The organism is Roseibium sp. MMSF_3412 (assembly GCF_030733265.1).
GTDB lineage: Bacteria > Pseudomonadota > Alphaproteobacteria > Rhizobiales > Stappiaceae > Roseibium.
Genome location: NZ_JASHJI010000026.1, coordinates 1 through 18300 on the forward strand (window position 1 = coordinate 1; position 18300 = coordinate 18300).

The following is an 18300-nucleotide window of genomic DNA, read 5'->3' on the forward strand; positions in this document are numbered from 1 at the left end:
GGGACGCGACCGGATCGTCCTGACGGCCCGAAGGGGCCGATCCCTATCCTTATCGTGACACGCTGCTGACGGTGGTGACGCGCGTATCGGATATGCCGGTCCAGCGGACCGGCGAGCTCGCGGACTGGCGTTTGATGTAGCGGTAAGGTGTCGAGTACCAGGGCAGGACCGCTTCGACCTGGTTGTCCAGGATCATGTCGCCATGGTCGGTGCGCACTGTCAGGACCGCATGGCCGGCATTATCGATATCCTTGGCAACGGTGATGAGCAGCGCGCTTTTCGGCCAACCGGCCTTGATGAGGACCCGCTGCTTTTCCAGCACGTATTCCTCGCAGTCGCCGTAGCCGTTCACAGGATACGACCAGTGTTCGACCTTGCCGAAAAGATCATCGTCGGTCATGGGACGCACACGGCGGTTAACCTCGGCGTTGATTGCAATCAGCTGCTTCCACCGCGCCTCGTCCAGTTTGACGACGACGGGCTGATAACGCTCGTTCGGGCAGGCTGACCTGTTGTCGCGGCAAAACTGCTTGTGTCCGATCGGAGCTCTCACCGGGGACTTCATGTCCATGAAGCGGCCCGGATCAGCATTGGCGGTATGTCCGACTATGGTTCCGGTGATAAAGACTGTTGCAGCGACAAGTATATTTCCAAGTAATTTCATCGTAACGCCCTCCCCAAGGCCGACGCAACGATGACTCAATCATTTTTACTCCACGAAAATTCACGAAGTAAAACCTAATTTATACTTTAATCTATTTTGAAATACATTTTATTCAAATGAGATTTGCATTTAAGGCAAGCTTGAATCGAATTTTCGTAAAATTTTATCGATCCCCCGGAAAGGCATGAAACACTTGAAGATTTGAAATTTTCCAAGGCCGTGAGGCGAGGGACGGCAGAGCCTGATTTCATGTCACTGCGTGCAGCGTGCGGAGAATTCAACCCATTTTCCTGCGCAAAAAAAATCAATCGGCATGCTGAAATTCTTGCGGGCGCGTCTTTGTCCTTGCCGTGGCATCCACCCGGATGCAGACCCGGACGGGAGCGGCCGTTCACCAGGGCCCAAGGACTGTAGGCGCTTTTGACAGGGGGGGCGCCTGGTTGATACGGCAATGAAAAGAGGGGGGCATAATGCTCCCCTCGCTGGTGCCTGACTGCTGTCAGTGGCTGTGCTTCTTGTGAACTGCGCCTATGGCAACCGTAACGCTGTACGTCAGCTTCAAGTCGGTATCGATGCTGCCCTTGAAGTTGCCGGCCTCAAATGAAACGAAACGGGAGAACTCTTCATGATGGTTGTCCCAGCCGCCCTGGATCGCGTTCTTGACGGCATCGTCGAAACTGGCGTCCGAAAATCCCGTGACCGTAAGGATGTGCAAAACGTCTTAATCTACGCTCATAATATTCCTCCATCAAATATCTGATTGTGTCTCGAGACATTCCGTAGCGTAATTGAATAATTGAAAAATGCAACTAAAAATAGAATAAGTTCGTGCTTATAAGGAGCTGCCATGACAGGTGCCCGAAAGTTGAAGAGGGCGGCCGGGTCAAGCGACCGTGCCGATTCCGGTCTGGTTACGCGATGGGTATTCCTGGGCTTGCAAACTGGAGCGCGCCTTTACGAAGCATCCTCGACACGGCCCCGAAGCGCGGTGAGTGAGGCTTGTGCAGGTGCTTGTCGTTGGATGGAGAAATGACTGCGCGTGGCAGGTGCGGTCTCAGTCAGACGGAGTGCTTGTGATGGACCTCACGCCGGAAGAAAAGCGGTTTCTGCGCATACTGGCAGCCGGGCGTGTCTATTTGTTCGCAAGCGATGGTCTCAGGCTGGAACAGTTGCGCGAAGCTGGGCTCCTGAGACGGGTAGGGCCGAAGCCGCTTGATGTCGTCTTGACCGGCGATGGGCGGGCGATTGCCGAAGAACTGTGAAGCGGGCGCGAGGCGAGTAACAAAAACATCTTGGCAGCGGACCAGTATGCTGGCGGATGCACCGTCACGCGGCGATGCGGCTCATGCGCTGTTTCAGTCTGGTGCGGAAATATGGTGTTCCAGCAGTTCGCGGCTCTGAACAGCCGCGAATTCGACGGCGATACCGCCTTCTATCCGCCTTACGACCCGTGCCTGCATCTTGCCGAGTGTGATCGGATCGCCCATCTCGGGCGTGCTGTCGGTCGCGATCGCGGCGCCGGACAGGGACACATCTATAATCCGGCAAACATGCTCCGAGCCGTCCGGCAGAACCATCTTCGTCATCGGGTTTTTCGGAACAAACCGGTCATGGCGCCTGTCTTCAGGAAGATTGAGTTCATCCCTGTTGGCAAGCCATGTGAGAACGTTCGCGATCTTGTCGCGCTTGCGGGCGGTGTTTCGGAGTTCAACGGCGAAGCCGCCATCGATCACGCGCGAAATCCGTCCTTCGACCCGGCTCAGATGATCGAGATAGGCAACGACCCGTTCGCCGACACGGCCCTCAACAGGTGTTATCATGGCCATGCCGCCTGGTGACATGTCGATGATCTGGCAGGGATATTCCCGGCGATCTTCCAGCATGAAGCGTCCAAGTATGTCGACCTGAACACGCTGGTGCCGTCTGCGGTCCGTGACCTGAAGCGTTTTGCTTCCTTCTGGTGCTGCTGCCAATCCGGCGTCCATGCCCGCTCTATCCAAACAGTGTGTCTCGCCCCACCTCTGACCGAGACCCGAATCTCCAAACGTCTCTCTACCACTTTAGGCAGATGGGGTTAACGATGTGTAAGAATACGCACATATGAGAGCGTTTGATCGAGAAAAAAATTCTGACAATCCAATCTGACGTGGGAATGGCAGAAACACGTCAGGATTGTGACTGCTCCAGATGCCACCTGAATCCTGAGGTTTTCCTCGGTGACGGGAAACCGCCAAAAAGAAAACCCGCCGACGGGCGGGTTTCTCGAGACCGGCAAGACTTTCGCGATTTCATTGCCTGTTTGGGCGTCAGGACTTTCCGCCGCTGTAAACCGTCAGGTGTCCCACCTGGCGTTCAGCGCCCTGGGGCAGCGGTGCTGCGGGCATGTTCATGCCTTCGGCTGTGAAGCGCGGCAGGATCGGATTGACTGCATTCGAAGGCTCCATGAAGAACGGCCGCTCGTCCGGCCAAACCAGCCTCAGGCTGTTGATGGACTGGTTCAGTATCGGATGCAGGCCGATCCAGTAAGGTTTGTCCATCGGGGTGCAACTGCCCAGGATCCGAATTCTGCCTTCGCCCGGAACATTGAGCGGCAGCAGCAGCATTTCCATGTGAAGTTCCTGGTTTCTTTCCGTGTGCCCACTTACGCCAACGACGGCGGCAGCGGCATCCTCGGTGATCGCGGCCACGAGGCTCTCGAGAGCTTCCCTGTCCTTTGTGCTCCAGCCGCGCAGAAAGTTGCGGCCCTTGAGCTCACGGCAATGCGCGGAACAAAGACGTGTCCCCGCAAGGCGGTAGCGCACATCCTGCGCACCTTTCGTTTCCAGAATGAATGTATCGCCCAGAAGAGCCCGGATCTCGCCGGGGTCAACTTCGCTGCGGTTGGGAGCGGGGCGTGTACCGCGCAGGTTGTCCCAGTATGAATAGAGTGTCTGTGTCACGCCATGTTTCATCTTGCTTCGCCTCGTAACCTTCTGGCGCCCCTTGTTCCGTCTCAAGACAGGTTCTGTTTCAAAATGGGGCGTTTGACCTGTTTCGTTTTTGTTTGGCGAATACAAAGCAGGGGGCGTGCCAAGTTATTGGCTGCTATGTGATTTTCATTTGGCCGGATCGGTTAAGGTTAAAACCGGGTAACGCTTGTCCCGAGCCTCGGGGGATGGCACGTTTACGTTCTATTCATACTGGTGCCAACGGCACGACATGGTTTGGCAACGGACAAAGGTGCCGGTTTTAGGGGCGGCAACAAAACCTGTCCGGAAGCGTACTGAAAAAGGCGCGAAGCAAAAAAATTTTTTAACAGGGATGCGTGGGGACGCGTCCAACGGCGAAAACCGGCAGGAAAGGCCGGTTTTCGCCGATTTCGTTTTTTCACGGCAAAGAATGCGGACGGATTTCGTTAAATTTACCGAAACACGCCTTTGCGATGCTGGCGACCCCTTGTTTTGTCGAGGATCTTCCTTAGAAGGAAGGATGAAGAGGCCGGTAATTCATGAACGTCTACAAATTTGACGACGAACGCAACCGTCGTGAGCAAGCAGAACGGGAACAATCCCGAAAAACTCCCAGTGGGCCGCCTGCGCTCAATCTGCCGGACATCATCGTCTGGCTCAGCGGGATACTGATTGCGATCCATCTCGTGCGCGTGTTTCTTCTCCCTGTGGCCTGGGATAATCTGGTGCTGGCCCTGTTCGCGTTCTGGCCGGTCAAATACGCCTACTTTTTCAGTCTGTCGGTTTTCGACATGATCGCCGCCCTGTGGTCCGTCGTCTCCTATTCGCTGCTTCACGGCGGTGCGACGCACATTATTTTCAACCTTCTCTGGATGGCGATTTTCGGCAGCGCGGTGGCGCGCCGGTTCGGCACCGGCCGGTTTCTCGTCTTCTCCGCCTTGTGTTCCGTCGGCGGCGCTTTTGCGCATCTTGCGACGCATTGGGGTGAAACGGTTCCCATGATCGGTGCGTCTGCCGCAATTTCAGGCCAGATGGCCGCGGCACTCCGCTTCGTATTCGAATTGGGAGGACCGCTCGGCGCGTTTCGTCGGTCAGACCCGCGTGCCTATTTCGTACCGGCTCAGCCCCTGGTGGACTGTTTCAAGAATCAGCAGGTGCTTGTCTTCGTGGCCGTGTGGTTCGGCCTCAATATCTTTTTCGGCCTGATGAGCGGTCCTGTCGCCGGTGAGCCGGCAAGCGTCGCATGGCAGGCCCATATCGGTGGCTTCGTGGCAGGGCTGGCCTTGTTTCCCTTCCTTGATCCCGTACCCCGCAGAGGCGGCTGACGCTTCGGTTTGCATACCGCTGCGATATAGGTTTGCCTGACCCCTTTTTTTTGTCATGATGTCAGAGACCCGCCATCGCCGGGTCTGTTACTGCCACGGGAGAGGGGTTCAACAATGACCGTCGCCGCCATTTTGAGTGGTAAGGGCCACGAGACAATTACTGCAAATGCCGACACGCCGCTGAGCGATATTTGCGAGACCCTGGCAAAGCACAAGATCGGCGCAGTCGTGGTGTGTTCGGGTGACAAGCGCATTGAAGGCATTGTCTCCGAACGTGATGTCGTGAGGGCAATCGGCACCCAGGGAACATCCTCGCTCAACCTTCCGGTTTCCAGCGTGATGACGAAGGAAGTCGTGACCTGCAGCGAGGACAACAGCGTCAATGAGGTCATGGCGCGCATGACCCAGGGACGCTTCCGGCATATGCCCGTCGTCAAGGACGGCAAACTGGCCGGTGTCATATCCATAGGTGATGTGGTGAAGCACAAAATCGCGCAGGTCGAACTCGAAGCTGAGCAAATGCGCAACTACATTTCAATGTCTTGATTGTGCGTCATTGATCGCCAGGTTGGCCTGCCGAGGGCCGGCGCCGGCTCGGCTGCGGTCTTTTACGGAACTGTCGCGCCGGTCCTCCCACGCTCACCGTTGCGACCACATTTCCACCTGCAAATCATCACACGGATGACTTCGGCTTCGCTGCGCCCTGCCGGTTTCGTCAGACCGTCGCTCCCTTGTGGCGGATCACGCAACCTACACTGGCGGCCAGAACGCCAACGATGATGGCTATGGAGAGATCGAACATATGGACCTCCGCCATGTTGAACCCGGCGAAAATGAGTGTTTCCGCAACACCGACGATAGCGCCCATGATCCCGGCCAGGATCCAGTTTCTGGTCATCATGCCGAGCGCCAGGCCAAGGATTCCGGGCAGACTCAGAACGTTTCCGCCAATGGTTCCAAGTAGATCGAGAATTCCGAGCATGTGATTGCCTTTTTCCTTGAAGGACACCATAGGGTCCGGGATCGGATGCCCCGGACGCCGTGAGCTTTACTTTTCCGCCAGGTCGGAAACGTAGGACCGCATTGCGGCGACGCTTTTCCCAGGTTCGGCCGGAATGGCGTTGCTCGCCTGGAGTTCTTCGATGACTTCGCGGTAGTGGTCCTGGTATCCGGGCGCCAGATCGTGGGCGATGCCCTGGTGGCAGTCGATGCAGGTCATGTTGTTGTCAATCGCGCGCTGATGTTCAGAAGCCGCCCGTGTTTCCTGCACCGTAAAGTCCATGTACTTGAAGTTATGGCAATTGCGGCATTCGCGGCTGTCGGAAAGCTTCATCTTGCGCCAGACCACAGCGGCCATCGCGGCCCTGTGTTCCTCGTATTTCTGTGGCGTGCTGATGGTTCCGACAACTTCGTGATAGACGTCCTTCACGGCCATGATCTTCGCCTTGAGCTTGTGCTGCCATTCATGAGGCACGTGGCAGTCCGAGCAGATCGCTCTCACGCCCGAATGATTGCTGTAGTGAATGGTCGTGCGATACTCGGCGAGATTGGTTTCCATGCTGTGGCAGCTGGTGCAGAACTCCTCGGTGTTGGTGAGTTCCAGCGTCCAGTGAAATCCGCCCCAGAACATGATGCCGCCCAGGAACCCCGCAATCAGCACGAAGCCTGCGCTCAAAACCTTGGTTGGTGTCCAGAACCAGTTCCAGGCTCGGCGGATCGGGTTGCCCGGCTTCTCGTTTTCGGAGTTTTCAGCCATGTTGAAGGCTCCTTGTCGCGACTGAGCGCGTTAGCGGGTTTGGATGGGAGAAGAGGGCTCGAACCGGTTGTCGACGAGCGCGGGCACGTCTGCTTGCGGAACATGACACTGATTGCAGAAATACCGTGTGCCTGCGATGTGATCGAGCTCATTGCCGTCGCGGTCCAGATAATGGGTCATCGACAACGTCGGTGCACTGCGTTCACCGGCCTTTGTCCAGTCGTGGCAGGACAGGCACTGATTGGTGCGGATGTCGATCTGGTATTGAGCGATCGAATGCGGAATGAGAGGCGGCTGCTGACGGTAGTTCCGCTGCATGCGCCCTTCCTTTCCTTCCCACTTGAAGTCCGGCCCCAGCCGGTTCAGCGCGTCGACCGGGTCAGAGCGCATGGCCTTGACATCCTGCTGCTGCGCAATGGCAAGTCCTCCAATGCCCGTGATTAAGGCGAGAGCGGCGATGCCCGCGAGTACCGGCTTTTTCATCGAGTTCACTCCTTGTGCATCAAGCTTGCAGCGCTTTGTTCAGCCGCGAATTGAGAAGGCGGTTCGGCAAGTCTTCGGTCGAACCGGTGGGTAAATCTGAAAACGTCCTGGGCGCAGACATCGATGCAGGCGCCGCAATTGGTGCAGTCACCAGCAAGGATGATCGGAGATGTCCCGGGAGATCCCTTGAGAGCAGGGGAAATCACCTGGTTCTCCGGACAAACGGCATAACAATCCATGCAATCATCGCAGGCAGCCCTTTTTGGAGCGCTCACGCGTAGGATCGATGTCTTGCCGATGAGGCCATAAAAAGCGCCAACAGGGCAAAGGTGGCCGCACCAGCCACGCCGCGACACAAACAGGTCGAAAAGAAAGACCGCCGCAACCACCAGCCATGCGGCCGACAGACCGAAGACAAGCCCTCTGTGAACCATCGTGACCGGATTGAGGATCTCCCAGGCGATTGTCCCGCTCGCAAAGGACGCGGTGAGGACTGTGCCCAACAACCAGTAACGGGCAGATCGTTTGGGTTGCCAGCCCTTCGGCAGGTCCAGGCGCCGGTGCATCCAGTGGGCGGCATCCGTGACCGGGTTGATGGGGCAGACCCAGGCGCAATAGGCCCGTCCGCCAAGGAGCACATAAGCAGCCAGTACGATCAGCGCGCCTGTCAGGGCCGTTGCCGTCAGCCAGTGCCCCGCCGCGATGCTTTGCAGCGCCACCAGAGGATCGGCAAGCGGAAGAAAGTCGAGCGTCAGGGAGCCGGCGAGCGTGCCTTTGGCGATCCAGAAGCCGAACAAGGGCCCCGTCAGAAAGAGTGCAAGGAAGAACAGCTGGCTGGCACGGCGCAGCAGGAGATAGCGCCTGGAACCGATCCAGCCCTTTGTTTCGAGCGCCTCGAAGCCGACAGGGAGTTGCGCGTGTGTGCTCATCGCCTGCCACCCGGGAGTTTGTAGGCCGGTTCAAAGCCGCCAGGTGCCGCAAGATTGTCGGTTCCGGGTCCGGGAAGCCGGTCGGGCAGGTCGATCAGCCCGTCGACCAGGGGAGCGCCGTTCTTTTCCTTTTCCTCCCAGCCGCGCCGGTAATGGTCGGCGGCTTCTCCGCGTGCCAGCCGCACGGGCAGCACCTTGATGGCCGCTTCCGGCAGGACGCAGCTCTTTTCGCAAAGACCGCAGCCGGTGCAATGACCGGCATGTACGGTGGGAGCAAAAATCGCATGATGACCCGAACGCTCGTCGTGCGAGGCCTCCAGTGTGATCGCCGCGTCGATGGCGGGACAGACCCGGTAACACACATCGCAGCGCAGACCGTGGAAATTCAGGCAATTCTCCTGATCAACCAGAACCGCCGTGCCCATGCGGGCGTCGTCGATATCATCAAGGGCAGGGTCCAGTGCGCCGGTCGGACAGGCAGCAACGCAGGGAATGTCGTCGCACATTTCGCACGGCACCGTGCGCGCCGTGAAGTAGGGCGTCCCCGTCGCCGGGCCGTCCGTGCCGAGCTCGGCCAGTTTCAACGTGTCGAAGGGACAGTCGCGCACGCAAAGACCGCATCTGATGCAGGCGCCCAGAAAATCGTCTTCCGCCAGTGCGCCCGGCGGGCGCAAAGCGTCGGCTGGCAAAGCCCTTGCGTCCCGGGCGACGTAGGCCAGCCCCAGACCCGCCACAGCGCAGCCGCCGGCCATCCGGGCCGTGTCGGCCAGGAAGCGGCGGCGGGATTGTGCGAGCTGTGGCGTGGCCATGGCAGGAATCCGATCCGGGAAGCGCGCCTAGACGCGCTCCACCTTGCAGGCGCATTTCTTGAAATCGGTTTCTTTCGACAAGGGGCAGGTTGCATCCAGCGTCAGCTTGTTGGTGAGCTGCCCTTCGTCGAACCACGGCATGAACACAAGACCCTGAGGGACCTTGTTGCGTCCACGTGTCGCCAGCTTGCTGCGAACTTCACCGCGACGGGTGGAGATGAGGATTTCCTGACCGTTGCGCAGCCCGCGCGCTTCGGCGTCCGAAGGGTGCATGAACACGACGGCGAGCGGGAAGGCCCGGTGCAGCTCCGGTACACGGCGTGTCATCGATCCCGAGTGCCAGTGTTCCAGGACGCGCCCCGTGCACAGCCACAGGTCGAAATTCTCATCCGGAACTTCCGGCGGATCCTCGTATGGCGCGAAGATGATCTTGGCCTTGCCGTCCTTGTATCCGTAGAAGCGGACTTCCTCGCCTTCCGGAACATAGGGGTCGTAGCCTTCGCGGAACCGGTAGAGCGTTTCCTTGCCGTCGACCACCGGCCAGCGCAGACCGCGTGCCTTGTGATAGGTTTCGAACGGAGCAAGATCGTGGGCGTGTCCCCGGCCAAAACCGGCATATTCCTCAAACAGGCCCTTTTGCACGTAGTAGCCGAAATGCTCGGCATCGTCATTGTCGAAACCTTCAGCGGTTTCGCTCAAGGGGAACTTGTCGACCTGACCATTGGCGTAAAGGACGTCGTACATAGTCTTGCCGCGATGCTCGGGCATCTTGGCAAGAAGTTCCTCGCCCCAGACTTCCTCGACCGTGAAACGCTTCGAGAATTCCATAAGTTGCCAAAGATCCGACTTTGCGTCTCCCGGAGCATGCACCTGCTGACGCCAGAACTGGGTCCGGCGTTCCGCATTGCCGTAGGCGCCTTCCTTTTCGACCCACATTGCCGTCGGCAGGATCAGGTCGGCGGAGACCGCCGTCACGGTCGGGTAGGGGTCGGAGACCGTGACGAAATTCTCCGGGTTCCGGTAGCCCGGATAGCCTTCCTCGTTGAGGTTGGGTGCCGCCTGCATGTTGTTGTTGCACTGGACCCAATAGGCGTTGAGCTCACCGTCCTTCAGCTTGCGGTGCTGCAGAACGGCGTGGAACCCAGGCTTCGGCGGGATCGTGCCTTCAGGAATTTTCCAGGCGTCCTCGCAGATTTTCCGGTGCTCGTCGTTGTTGACGACCATGTCGGCCGGCAGACGGTGGGCAAAGGTGCCGACCTCGCGTGCCGTGCCGCAGGCAGAGGGCTGGCCGGTCAGCGAGAACGGGGAATTGCCCGGTTCGGATATCTTGCCGGTGAGCAGATGCACGTTGTAGCAGAGCGAGTTGACCCAGGATCCGCGCGTGTGCTGGTTGAAGCCCATGGTCCAGAGGCTCATGACCTTGCGCGAGGGGTCGGCATACTGCTCCGCCAGGAACTCCAGCTGCTCTGCGGGAACTCCGGAAAGCTCGGAAACCTTGTCCAACGTGTACTCGGCGACCGAGGCGGCATATTCGTCGAAGTCGATTGCCTCCATTGCGCCGGAATCCGGGTTCGCGGCCGCTTCCTGAAGCGGGTTGTCAGGGCGCAGGCCGTAGCCGATATCGGTCGCTGTCTTGGCAATGTTGACATGTTTCGACACGAAGTCTTCGTTGACGCGTCCGGTCGAGATGATGTGGTTGGCGATGTAGTTCAGGATCGCCAGATCGGTCTGCGGCTTGAAGATGATGCCATTGTCGGCAAGTTCGAAAGAGCGGTGCTCGAAGGTCGACAAGACGTGCACCTGCGCACCGGGTTTGGTGAGGCGGGTATCCGTCAGGCGGGACCACAGAATGGGGTGCATTTCCGCCATGTTCGAACCCCAGAGCACGAATGTGTCTGCATGTTCAAAATCGTCGTAGCAGCCCATGGGCTCGTCAATGCCGAAGCTCCGCATGAAACCGACAACGGCGGAGGCCATGCAGTGGCGCGCATTCGGATCGATGTTGTTGGACCGGAAGCCCGCTTTCATCAGCTTGGCGGCGGCATATCCCTCCCAGACCGTCCACTGGCCGGAGCCGAACATGCCGACACTGGTCGGCCCCTTTTTCTTGAGCGCTTCCTTCCATTTCTGGGCCATGACATCGAATGCCTCATCCCAGCTGACGGGTTCGAATTCGCCGTTCTTGTCGTAGACGCCGTTGGTTTTGCGCAGCAAGGGCTGTGTAAGGCGGTCTTCGCCATACATGATCTTGGACAGGAAATACCCCTTGATGCAGTTGAGACCCCGGTTCACCGGCGCGTCCGGGTCGCCCTGGGTTGCGACCACGCGGCCATCCTTGGTGCCGACGAGGACGGAGCAGCCGGTGCCACAGAAGCGGCACGCTGCCTTGTCCCATCTGATCCCGGTTGTCTGGAATTGTGCCTGGGCCGGTCCGTTGCCGATCGAGATGCCGGCAGCCGAAGCCGTTGCGGCGGCCGCAGTCGCTTTCAGGAATGTCCTGCGGGTTTCAGAGATGGTCATGGGTCTTGTCTCCGGCTTGGCTGGATTTGGCTGGCAGAGACGCGGCCTGGGGAGCCGCGAGATCTTCGAAGTGGTGATAGGTGAGGGTGACGGAGAGAACGCCGGGGATCTGATGCAATTGCATGATCAACTCGGAGGCCGTGTTGGTTTCCGTGTCTTCAACGACAACCACGAGACGCCCTTCGTCATCTGAGGCGTGGATTTCGACACCGTTCATCGCCTCGACCCGGTCTCGAATTCCGGGAAGCGACAGAACAGCCGCATGTACGAGACAGCCGCAAATATTCATGCCGGTTTCTCTTTCTTGTTCGGCTCGGTTCTTTTGAAGGTCACCGCAGCAGCAGGGCACTGATATGCACAGGCGCCGCAACCCGTGCATTGATGCGGGTCAATCAACGGTTCGGATTTTCCGCCAAGTGCCAGCCGGAAGCGGATGGCCCGGGGGTCGCAGGCATCTTCGCAGGCACGGCAGGAAACGCCCTGCAGGGAAAGGCAGGCGTCGGTCACTTCGGCCTTCCAGGACCACTCGGCATAGATGTCTTCAGAGAATGCGCCGGACGGGCAGGCCTCAAGGCAGCCACCGCAGAACGTGCACGCGCCCCTGGTAAAGTCCAGAACCGGAAATCGTCCTGAGCCTGCGATGATGATCTGCTCCGGGCAAGCTTCCATGCATGCACCGCAGCTTTTGCAATATTCGGAAAGGAGCGCGGCGTTGGTTCCCGGAGGCCGCACGGTCTCAGGTTCTGCGCGTGTGCTCAGCTTCAAAAAGGCGCGCCTGCTGACAGAGATGTCGGATCGCTCTGACATGAGGTCACACAGGCGGCGCGCAAGGCCAGAGACCCGCAGGTCGCTTTACCGGAGCGAAAGCAACCGGTAAATCCTTTGAAACGACACATATTTCGGCAAAAACACGGCAAAGAGCCGGTACGGGGACGTGCAGCCGCGCTCGATCACACTCTTCTGCCATAGCCTCTCCCTAAGTATGGACAGAAAAAAGAGTTTTGACTTCTTCTTATCGTTCGGAAGAGCTTAGGCTGACCAACCTTGCGTCGGGTATAAGTTTAAATACGTATGCAGCTATTCCGTTACTTTCGAAATAATGATAAAATATTGAGATTTATGGCTTAAGGATCTTGCGTGGAAAACAAATCAATCCGCTGAAACGCGGCGAAACTGAAGTCTAGCCTTTTCCATAAACTTCGGCCGGGTCATAAACCTTTTCGGATTCGACCCGTTCGAGACCGACGGCTCCGTCCGTCGGTGTCGTAATCTTGCGAAAGAAGCAGGAGCGGTAGCCGACATGACAGGTCGCGCCGTTTCCGGCAACGCTCACCTTGAGCACAAGCGCATCCTGGTCGCAGTCGGTGAGGATTTCGTGCACAGTCTGAACCTGACCCGACGTTTCGCCCTTTTTCCAGAACCCCTGCCTCGACCGGCTCCAGTACCAGGCTTCACCGGTTTCGATGGTGCGTTTCAGGGCTTCTTCGTTCATGTAGCCGACCATCAAAACTTCGCCTGATGCCACGTCGGTCACGACGGCGACGATCAGGCCGTCACGATCGTATTTCGGCATCAGGAAAGCGCCGCTCTCGACTGTTTCCTTGTCGCCGCGTTCGCTGAAACTCGTGTTGCACATGAAAACGAAACCCTTGCCTTTTTCGAAGAAGCAAGGGCTCGTCAGGTCGTTAGCCCTTGCTGCGTACCATGCTCATGAACTTGGCCTGTTCGGCCGGGTCATCCTGGAATACGCCGGTAAACTGTGTGGTGATCGTCGAGACCCCCTGTTTCTGGACGCCTCGCATGGTCATGCATTGATGTTCTGCTTCGATCATGACAGCAAGTCCGCGCGGTGCCAGGGTGTCGTCAATGACGGATGCGACCTGCGCCGTCAAGTTTTCCTGCGTCTGTAACCGTTTGGCGTAAATGTCGACGACGCGCGCGAGCTTGGACAGGCCAACCACACCTTCTGCCGGATAATAGGCAATGTGCGCCTCGCCGATGAAGGGGAGCATGTGATGCTCGCAATGGGAATGGAACGGAATGCCGCGCACGAGCACGATGTCCTGGTAGCCGCCAACGTCCTCGAACGTTCTTTCCAGATGCTCTGCCGGGTCTTCGAAATACCCGCCGTAGAGCTGGCTAATAGCCTTTACGACGCGCTTTGGCGTGTCCAGCAGACCCTCCCGGTCGGGGTCATCACCGGTCCAGGCCAGGATGGTCCGCACGGCGGCCTCGGCTTCTTCTCGGCTTGGCCTGAGCAATTGTTCAGGCGACTTTCTTTCAAATCTTTTTTCTACCGGCTTGAGGACTGCGTCCATCGGGACCCTCGCAAATTTAACCTTGTCACTCGTCATACGGCGCTCGTTCTTGCACAGATCATGAAGTCCCCGCCAGTCAGCCGGGGACCATTATCATACTCCACACAAAATGCGAACGCTCAGTTTCTGAGCGGGTTTAGCCAGCGTTGAGCGTACCTGCCACGCTCATAATTGCCAACTGCGACCACTCTGCCCCTTGCGATATTTGCCGTGGCGTCTGATCTATATATAAGAAAGCAAAGCGCCATCAATGTGTCGCGCATCACAGGCTTTCACGAAGAGGCGAGAATGCTTGACGACATCTACAACGCGAAGATCCTAGAATTCGCAGGAAACATCCCGCGCGTCGGGCGTCTTGACCAACCTGACGCAACGGCAAAGGCGCATTCCAAGCTTTGCGGGTCGACGGTTCTTGTTGACATTTGTGTGAAAGACGGTGTTGTCACCGACTTCGCCCACGACGTGAAAGCGTGCGCGCTCGGACAGGCATCTTCCTCGATCATGGCACAGAATGTGGTCGGAGCGTCTGCAGCGGAGTTGCGGGATGTTCAGGAAACGATGCGCGCGATGCTCAAACAGGGTGGTGAACCGCCGTCCGGGCGTTTTGCAGATCTGAAGTTCCTTGAGCCCGTGCGCGAGTACAAGGCGCGCCATGCATCCACCTTGCTGACGTTCGATGCCGTCGTCGATGCGCTCGATCAGATTGACGCCAAGGCGAAGAAAGACGGGGCGGCGGCCTAGCCCCGCGCCACACTCACCGCAGCAAAGCCATGTGTCCGAACCCCGGTTGCCAGAGCGAACAGGACAAAACGCTGTCGCCTGCCGGCCGCGCCGCCCTTGGCCTCATCTGGATTTACCGCCACTCACTGTCGCTGTTCATGGGGCGCGGATGCCGCTACGCGCCAACCTGTTCCGAATACACGGAAAGCGCAATCCGGCGCTATGGGTTCTGGGTTGGCGGCTGGATCGGTTTATCGCGTATTCTCCGATGCAATCCCTGGGGCGCGTCCGGGTTCGATCCAATTCCGGAGAACCTTCCTGAAAATGCGCACTGGTATACGCCCTGGCGTTACGGCCGTTGGACCGGACAGCATATCGCGAAAGAGTTCCGGCTTGATGCAGAAGACTAGGTGTGCCGAAGCACATTAGGGCATTGACCTAGGGGAATGCGAATGCAACGCTCACCTGTCAGCTGAAGGGCAGATGAGGGGACATGGACGTGCGCGACTTCCATTTCGTTATGATCAAGCCGACCCATTATGACGATGACGGCTATCCGATCCAGTGGCTGAGATCTGCCATTCCCTCCAACACGCTTGCCAGTCTCAATGGTCTTGCGGAGGCTGCGGTTGAACGCAAGGCGCTTGGCGAGGGCGTGCGTATACACCTTCACACCTATGACGAAACCAACAAACGTGTCCGGCCAGAAAAGATAGCCGGCGACATTCGCCGCAAAGGCGGCAAGGCCATGATCGCACTCGTTGGTGTTCAGTCGAACCAGTTTCCACGCGCCACGGATCTGGCGCGCCGGTTCATGGCGGAAGGCCTGCAAACGGCAATCGGCGGGTTCCATGTCTCCGGCTGCATCTCCATGCTCGACGACATGCCCCCGGAAATGGTTGAGCTGCAGGCCGAGGGGGTCAGCTACTTTGCCGGCGAAGCCGAAGACCGCCGGCTTGACCAGGTGTTCCGGGACGCCTGGGCCGACGATCTGAAGCCGCTCTACAATTTCATGGCCGATCTGCCTTCTCTTGAAGGCGAACCGACGCCCATCCTGCCCACCAAGCATATCCAGTTCACGGCCGGATCGCATTCGAGCTTCGATCTCGGGCGCGGCTGTCCGTTCCAGTGTTCCTTCTGCACGATCATCAACGTTCAGGGTCGCAAGAGCCGGTTCAGATCGGCCGACGATCTTGAGCAGATCATCCGGGACAACTATGAGCAGGGCATCAACCGGTTTTTTATCACTGACGACAATTTCGCCCGCAACCGCGAATGGGAGCCGCTGTTCGACAGGCTGATCTGCCTTCGCGAAGAGGAAAAATTCGACATCAAGTTCATCATCCAGGTCGACACGCTTTGCCACCGGATCGAGAATTTCATCGAAAAAGCGACCCGCGCAGGGGTGAACCGCGTCTTCATCGGCCTTGAAAACATCAACCCGGACAACCTGCTGGCGGCCAAGAAACGCCAGAACAAGATCACCGAATACCGGGACATGCTGCAGAAATGGCGGGCACATGGGGCAACCACCTATGCGGGCTACATCATCGGCTTTCCCGGGGATACGAAAGAAGCCGTTCTTCGCGACGTCGAGATCATCAAGAACGAGCTCCCGCTCGACCTGCTTGAATTCTTCTACCTGACACCGCTTCCCGGTTCAGAAGACCACAAGGTGCTTCTGTCCAAGGGAACCTGGATGGACCCGGACCTCAACAAATACGACCTCAATCATCGGGTGTCCCACCATCCGAAAATGACCGATACGGAATGGGAAGAAGCCTACCAGGAAGCCTGGGCGAGCTATTATTCCGATGCCCATATCGAGACAGTCCTGAAGCGTGCGGCCGCGCATCGGAAGGGGCGGCCGGGCAACAAGCTGTTTCTCATGATGTGGTTCAAGCTGATGGTGCAGTGCGAGGGCGTCCATCCGCTGGAGGGTGGATATTTCCGGCTCAAGTTTCGCAAGGACAGGCGCAGTGGCTTGCCGGTCGAAAGCGCGCTGGCGTTCTATCCGCGCTACATCTGGGAGATTGCTACAAAACACTGGGCCTATGTGTCCGCGACCTGGCGGGTCTACAGGATCTATCGAAAGGTCAAGGCATCGCCGGACCGGCGCAGCTATTCGGACATTGCCATCAGGGAGATCGAGGGGGATGGTGAGGAAGCCCTTGCCATGATCCAGGAAACACGCGGCGGGGTCGAGGCCGTGGCCAAGACCGCACGCGATGCATCGATCGTCAGGGCGGCGAAGAAACGGGCTGCCACCTCATAGCGCCGATTTTGAAGCTGTCTTTCCTGCAAACACCGTCCAGCCGAGTGTCAGGCCTGCGGCGGACAGAATGATCGCGGCTGCGCCGAGAAGCTGCGAGAAGTGCAAGGCCTGCCCGAAGGCGATGTAATCGACAAGGATGGCAACAACCGGATAGACAAAGGAAAACGCGCCTTGCAGGTAGGTCGGCAGTTTCTGCACGGCACCGTACATAAGGATGTACACAAAGCCGGTGTGAACTGCGCCAAGCGTGATCAAGGCCCCCCAGGCAACGCCGTCATCGGGCAGCGACGTCCAACTGACGAAAGGGGCCAGCATCACGATCCCGACACAGACCTGGACAAGGGCAATCAGCTGTGGAGGCATGTCGTTCAGTTTCTTGGCAAGGAGCGCGGCGACCGCCCAGAAAAAAGCTGCGCCCAGAGCCAGTGCGATCCCAAGCGTGTAGTTTGTCCCGTCGGCTGCCGCGCCCACCGGTTTCGCCTGAACGATAAGAACCACACCGAGAAACGCGACCGAAAGCCAAGACAGCCTTGCCGCCGACAGACGCTCTCCGAGAAACAGGACGCCGAAGCCGACGAGTATGAAGGGCTGCGTGTTGTAGACGGCGGTGGCAACGCCGATCGAGACGTTGCCGTAGGCGCTGAACAGCATGGCCCAGTTCGCAACAATCGCGACACCGCCAAGTGCAGCGATTGCAATCTGGCGGAAGGTTATGCGCCGGTGCAGCATCCCCTGCAACGCACAGATCAGCAACAGGGCAAGAGCGCCAAAGGCGCATCTCCAGAAGACGACATCGATGGCCATTTGTCCTGAAAGAACGACAAAAAAACCGATGGTGCCGAGAATTGTCATTGCAGCGCTCATCTCCGCCGCACCGCGAAGGGTCTTGTCCATGTCTTTTCCGCCTTGTGCTGAACCAGGAACAAGGATGAAGAACGATTGCTTGCGCATCCATGCGAGGAATTAGGGAAATTCACGAATTTCTCTTATAATGTGAGGTCCAGACATGATTTGAGGTGATATTGTGAAGTTGGATGAAGCGGACGCCAAAATAGTTGATGCATTGATCCGGGACGGCCGCATGTCGCTCAAGGACCTTGCTGCCCATGCCGGTCTGTCGTCTCCCGGTGTTTCGGAACGGATCAGGCGGCTGCAGGAGCGCGGGGTCATTCGCGGGTTTTCGGTGGAGATCGATCCGAAGGCGCTGGGCTACAGCCTGCAGGCCATCGTTCGCATCCGTCCGCTTCCCGGGAAGCTTCATATCGTTCGGCAGCTCATTCAGGAGATCCCGGAATTCTGCGAATGCGACAAGGTCACCGGCGACGATTGCTTCATCGCGCGCCTGGCCGTTCCGTCGATAGAGCAGCTGGACGACATTCTGGACGTGATCGCCGACAAGGCCGAAACGAGCACCTCTATCGTGAAGTCCCAGCCGATCCGCCGCCGTCCACCGCCGCTCGTCACAGGTTAGAAACGCTACGCCCATGTGACCAATATGCGTCAAAGGCCGGGCAAACTATCGGAAAGGGTTGCCGTTTTCCCCGGAATGCCCT

22 protein-coding genes are annotated in these 18300 nt (G+C 58.2%); 7 read left to right on the plus strand and 15 right to left on the minus strand.

The genetic code is table 11. The features are described 5' to 3' along the window. Positions 1 to 49: 49 nt before the first annotated feature. Both RBB49_RS27740 and RBB49_RS27745 read right to left on the minus strand, forming a co-directional pair. Complete coding sequence (locus RBB49_RS27740; protein ID WP_306146222.1) at positions 50 to 664, minus strand: transglutaminase-like cysteine peptidase; 615 nt, start codon at positions 662 to 664, stop codon at positions 50 to 52. Between the two features lie 499 nt (positions 665 to 1163). Then, the gene (locus RBB49_RS27745; protein ID WP_306146223.1) at positions 1164 to 1379 is read right to left on the minus strand and encodes a dodecin domain-containing protein; all 216 of its coding nucleotides are present in this window, start codon (positions 1377 to 1379) and stop codon (positions 1164 to 1166) included. Positions 1380 to 1740: 361 nt separating this feature from the next. Between RBB49_RS27745 and RBB49_RS27750 the strand changes: the two genes are divergently transcribed. After that, positions 1741 to 1926: a hypothetical protein gene (locus RBB49_RS27750; RefSeq protein ID WP_306146224.1), complete on the plus strand. Its 186-nt coding sequence runs from the start codon at positions 1741 to 1743 to the stop codon at positions 1924 to 1926. Between the two features lie 93 nt (positions 1927 to 2019). Here the strand turns inward: RBB49_RS27750 and RBB49_RS27755 are convergent, their stop codons facing one another. Together RBB49_RS27755 and RBB49_RS27760 are read right to left on the minus strand one after the other, a co-directional pair. Further along, positions 2020 to 2649, minus strand: coding sequence for a PilZ domain-containing protein (locus RBB49_RS27755; protein ID WP_306146225.1), 630 nt, complete (start codon positions 2647 to 2649; stop codon positions 2020 to 2022). A gap of 321 nt (positions 2650 to 2970) precedes the next feature. Beyond that, the gene (locus RBB49_RS27760; protein ID WP_306146226.1) at positions 2971 to 3615 is read right to left on the minus strand and encodes a PAS domain-containing protein; all 645 of its coding nucleotides are present in this window, start codon (positions 3613 to 3615) and stop codon (positions 2971 to 2973) included. Between the two features lie 536 nt (positions 3616 to 4151). Here RBB49_RS27760 and RBB49_RS27765 point away from each other — a divergent pair. Both RBB49_RS27765 and RBB49_RS27770 read left to right on the plus strand, forming a co-directional pair. Further along, the gene (locus tag RBB49_RS27765) at positions 4152 to 4937 is read left to right on the plus strand and encodes a rhomboid family intramembrane serine protease (protein WP_306146227.1); all 786 of its coding nucleotides are present in this window, start codon (positions 4152 to 4154) and stop codon (positions 4935 to 4937) included. A gap of 114 nt (positions 4938 to 5051) precedes the next feature. After that, positions 5052 to 5483, plus strand: a complete 432-nt coding sequence (locus RBB49_RS27770; protein ID WP_306146228.1) for a CBS domain-containing protein — start codon at positions 5052 to 5054, stop codon at positions 5481 to 5483. A gap of 169 nt (positions 5484 to 5652) precedes the next feature. On the opposite strand, the gene RBB49_RS27775 is transcribed toward RBB49_RS27770, so the two are convergent. From RBB49_RS27775 to folE, 10 genes are all read right to left on the minus strand, one after another. After that, positions 5653 to 5946 (minus strand): hypothetical protein, encoded by a 294-nt coding sequence (locus RBB49_RS27775; RefSeq protein WP_306146229.1) that lies wholly within the window; start codon positions 5944 to 5946, stop codon positions 5653 to 5655. A gap of 39 nt (positions 5947 to 5985) precedes the next feature. Further along, a complete protein-coding gene (locus tag RBB49_RS27780) occupies positions 5986 to 6693 on the minus strand; it encodes a NapC/NirT family cytochrome c (protein ID WP_306146230.1) in 708 nt (235 codons plus the stop codon). 30 nt (positions 6694 to 6723) lie between these two features. Continuing rightward, positions 6724 to 7176: a nitrate reductase cytochrome c-type subunit gene (locus RBB49_RS27785; protein ID WP_306146231.1), complete on the minus strand. Its 453-nt coding sequence runs from the start codon at positions 7174 to 7176 to the stop codon at positions 6724 to 6726. Positions 7177 to 7181: 5 nt separating this feature from the next. Further along, positions 7182 to 8105 (minus strand): quinol dehydrogenase ferredoxin subunit NapH, encoded by a 924-nt coding sequence (gene napH, locus RBB49_RS27790; RefSeq protein WP_306146232.1) that lies wholly within the window; start codon positions 8103 to 8105, stop codon positions 7182 to 7184. Then, entirely contained in the window at positions 8102 to 8914 is an 813-nt protein-coding gene (gene napG, locus RBB49_RS27795; protein WP_306146233.1) for a ferredoxin-type protein NapG, read from the minus strand. Before napG ends, napH begins: the two co-directional genes overlap by 4 nt. Before the next feature lie 27 nt (positions 8915 to 8941). Next, positions 8942 to 11434 carry a nitrate reductase catalytic subunit NapA gene (gene napA / locus RBB49_RS27800; RefSeq protein ID WP_306146234.1) on the minus strand — a complete coding sequence of 831 codons (2493 nt, stop codon included), beginning with the start codon at positions 11432 to 11434 and terminating at the stop codon, positions 8942 to 8944. Then, positions 11421 to 11723, minus strand: a complete 303-nt coding sequence (locus RBB49_RS27805; RefSeq protein ID WP_306146235.1) for a chaperone NapD — start codon at positions 11721 to 11723, stop codon at positions 11421 to 11423. The genes napA and RBB49_RS27805 overlap by 14 nt, the downstream gene beginning before the upstream one ends. After that, entirely contained in the window at positions 11720 to 12241 is a 522-nt protein-coding gene (gene napF, locus RBB49_RS27810) for a ferredoxin-type protein NapF (protein WP_306146236.1), read from the minus strand. The genes RBB49_RS27805 and napF overlap by 4 nt, the downstream gene beginning before the upstream one ends. Before the next feature lie 373 nt (positions 12242 to 12614). Further along, on the minus strand, positions 12615 to 13070 hold the full coding sequence (gene hisI / locus RBB49_RS27815; protein WP_306146237.1) for a phosphoribosyl-AMP cyclohydrolase: 456 nt from the start codon (positions 13068 to 13070) through the stop codon (positions 12615 to 12617). Between the two features lie 49 nt (positions 13071 to 13119). Beyond that, positions 13120 to 13752, minus strand: coding sequence for a GTP cyclohydrolase I FolE (folE, locus tag RBB49_RS27820; RefSeq protein ID WP_306146238.1), 633 nt, complete (start codon positions 13750 to 13752; stop codon positions 13120 to 13122). Positions 13753 to 14040: 288 nt separating this feature from the next. On the opposite strand from folE, the gene RBB49_RS27825 reads away from it, so the two are divergent. From RBB49_RS27825 to RBB49_RS27835, 3 genes are all read left to right on the plus strand, one after another. Next, on the plus strand, positions 14041 to 14493 hold the full coding sequence (locus RBB49_RS27825) for an iron-sulfur cluster assembly scaffold protein (protein WP_306146239.1): 453 nt from the start codon (positions 14041 to 14043) through the stop codon (positions 14491 to 14493). 29 nt (positions 14494 to 14522) lie between these two features. After that, entirely contained in the window at positions 14523 to 14882 is a 360-nt protein-coding gene (gene yidD, locus RBB49_RS27830; RefSeq protein ID WP_306146240.1) for a membrane protein insertion efficiency factor YidD, read from the plus strand. An 83-nt stretch (positions 14883 to 14965) separates the two neighbouring features. Further along, complete coding sequence (locus RBB49_RS27835; protein WP_306146241.1) at positions 14966 to 16747, plus strand: radical SAM protein; 1782 nt, start codon at positions 14966 to 14968, stop codon at positions 16745 to 16747. Here RBB49_RS27835 and RBB49_RS27840 read toward each other — a convergent pair. Next, positions 16742 to 17641, minus strand: coding sequence for a DMT family transporter (locus RBB49_RS27840; protein ID WP_306146242.1), 900 nt, complete (start codon positions 17639 to 17641; stop codon positions 16742 to 16744). The genes RBB49_RS27835 and RBB49_RS27840 overlap by 6 nt on opposite strands. 130 nt (positions 17642 to 17771) lie before the next feature. Here RBB49_RS27840 and RBB49_RS27845 point away from each other — a divergent pair, with 130 nt between their 5' ends. Continuing rightward, entirely contained in the window at positions 17772 to 18218 is a 447-nt protein-coding gene (locus RBB49_RS27845) for an Lrp/AsnC family transcriptional regulator (protein ID WP_306146243.1), read from the plus strand. Positions 18219 to 18300: the final 82 nt, after the last annotated feature.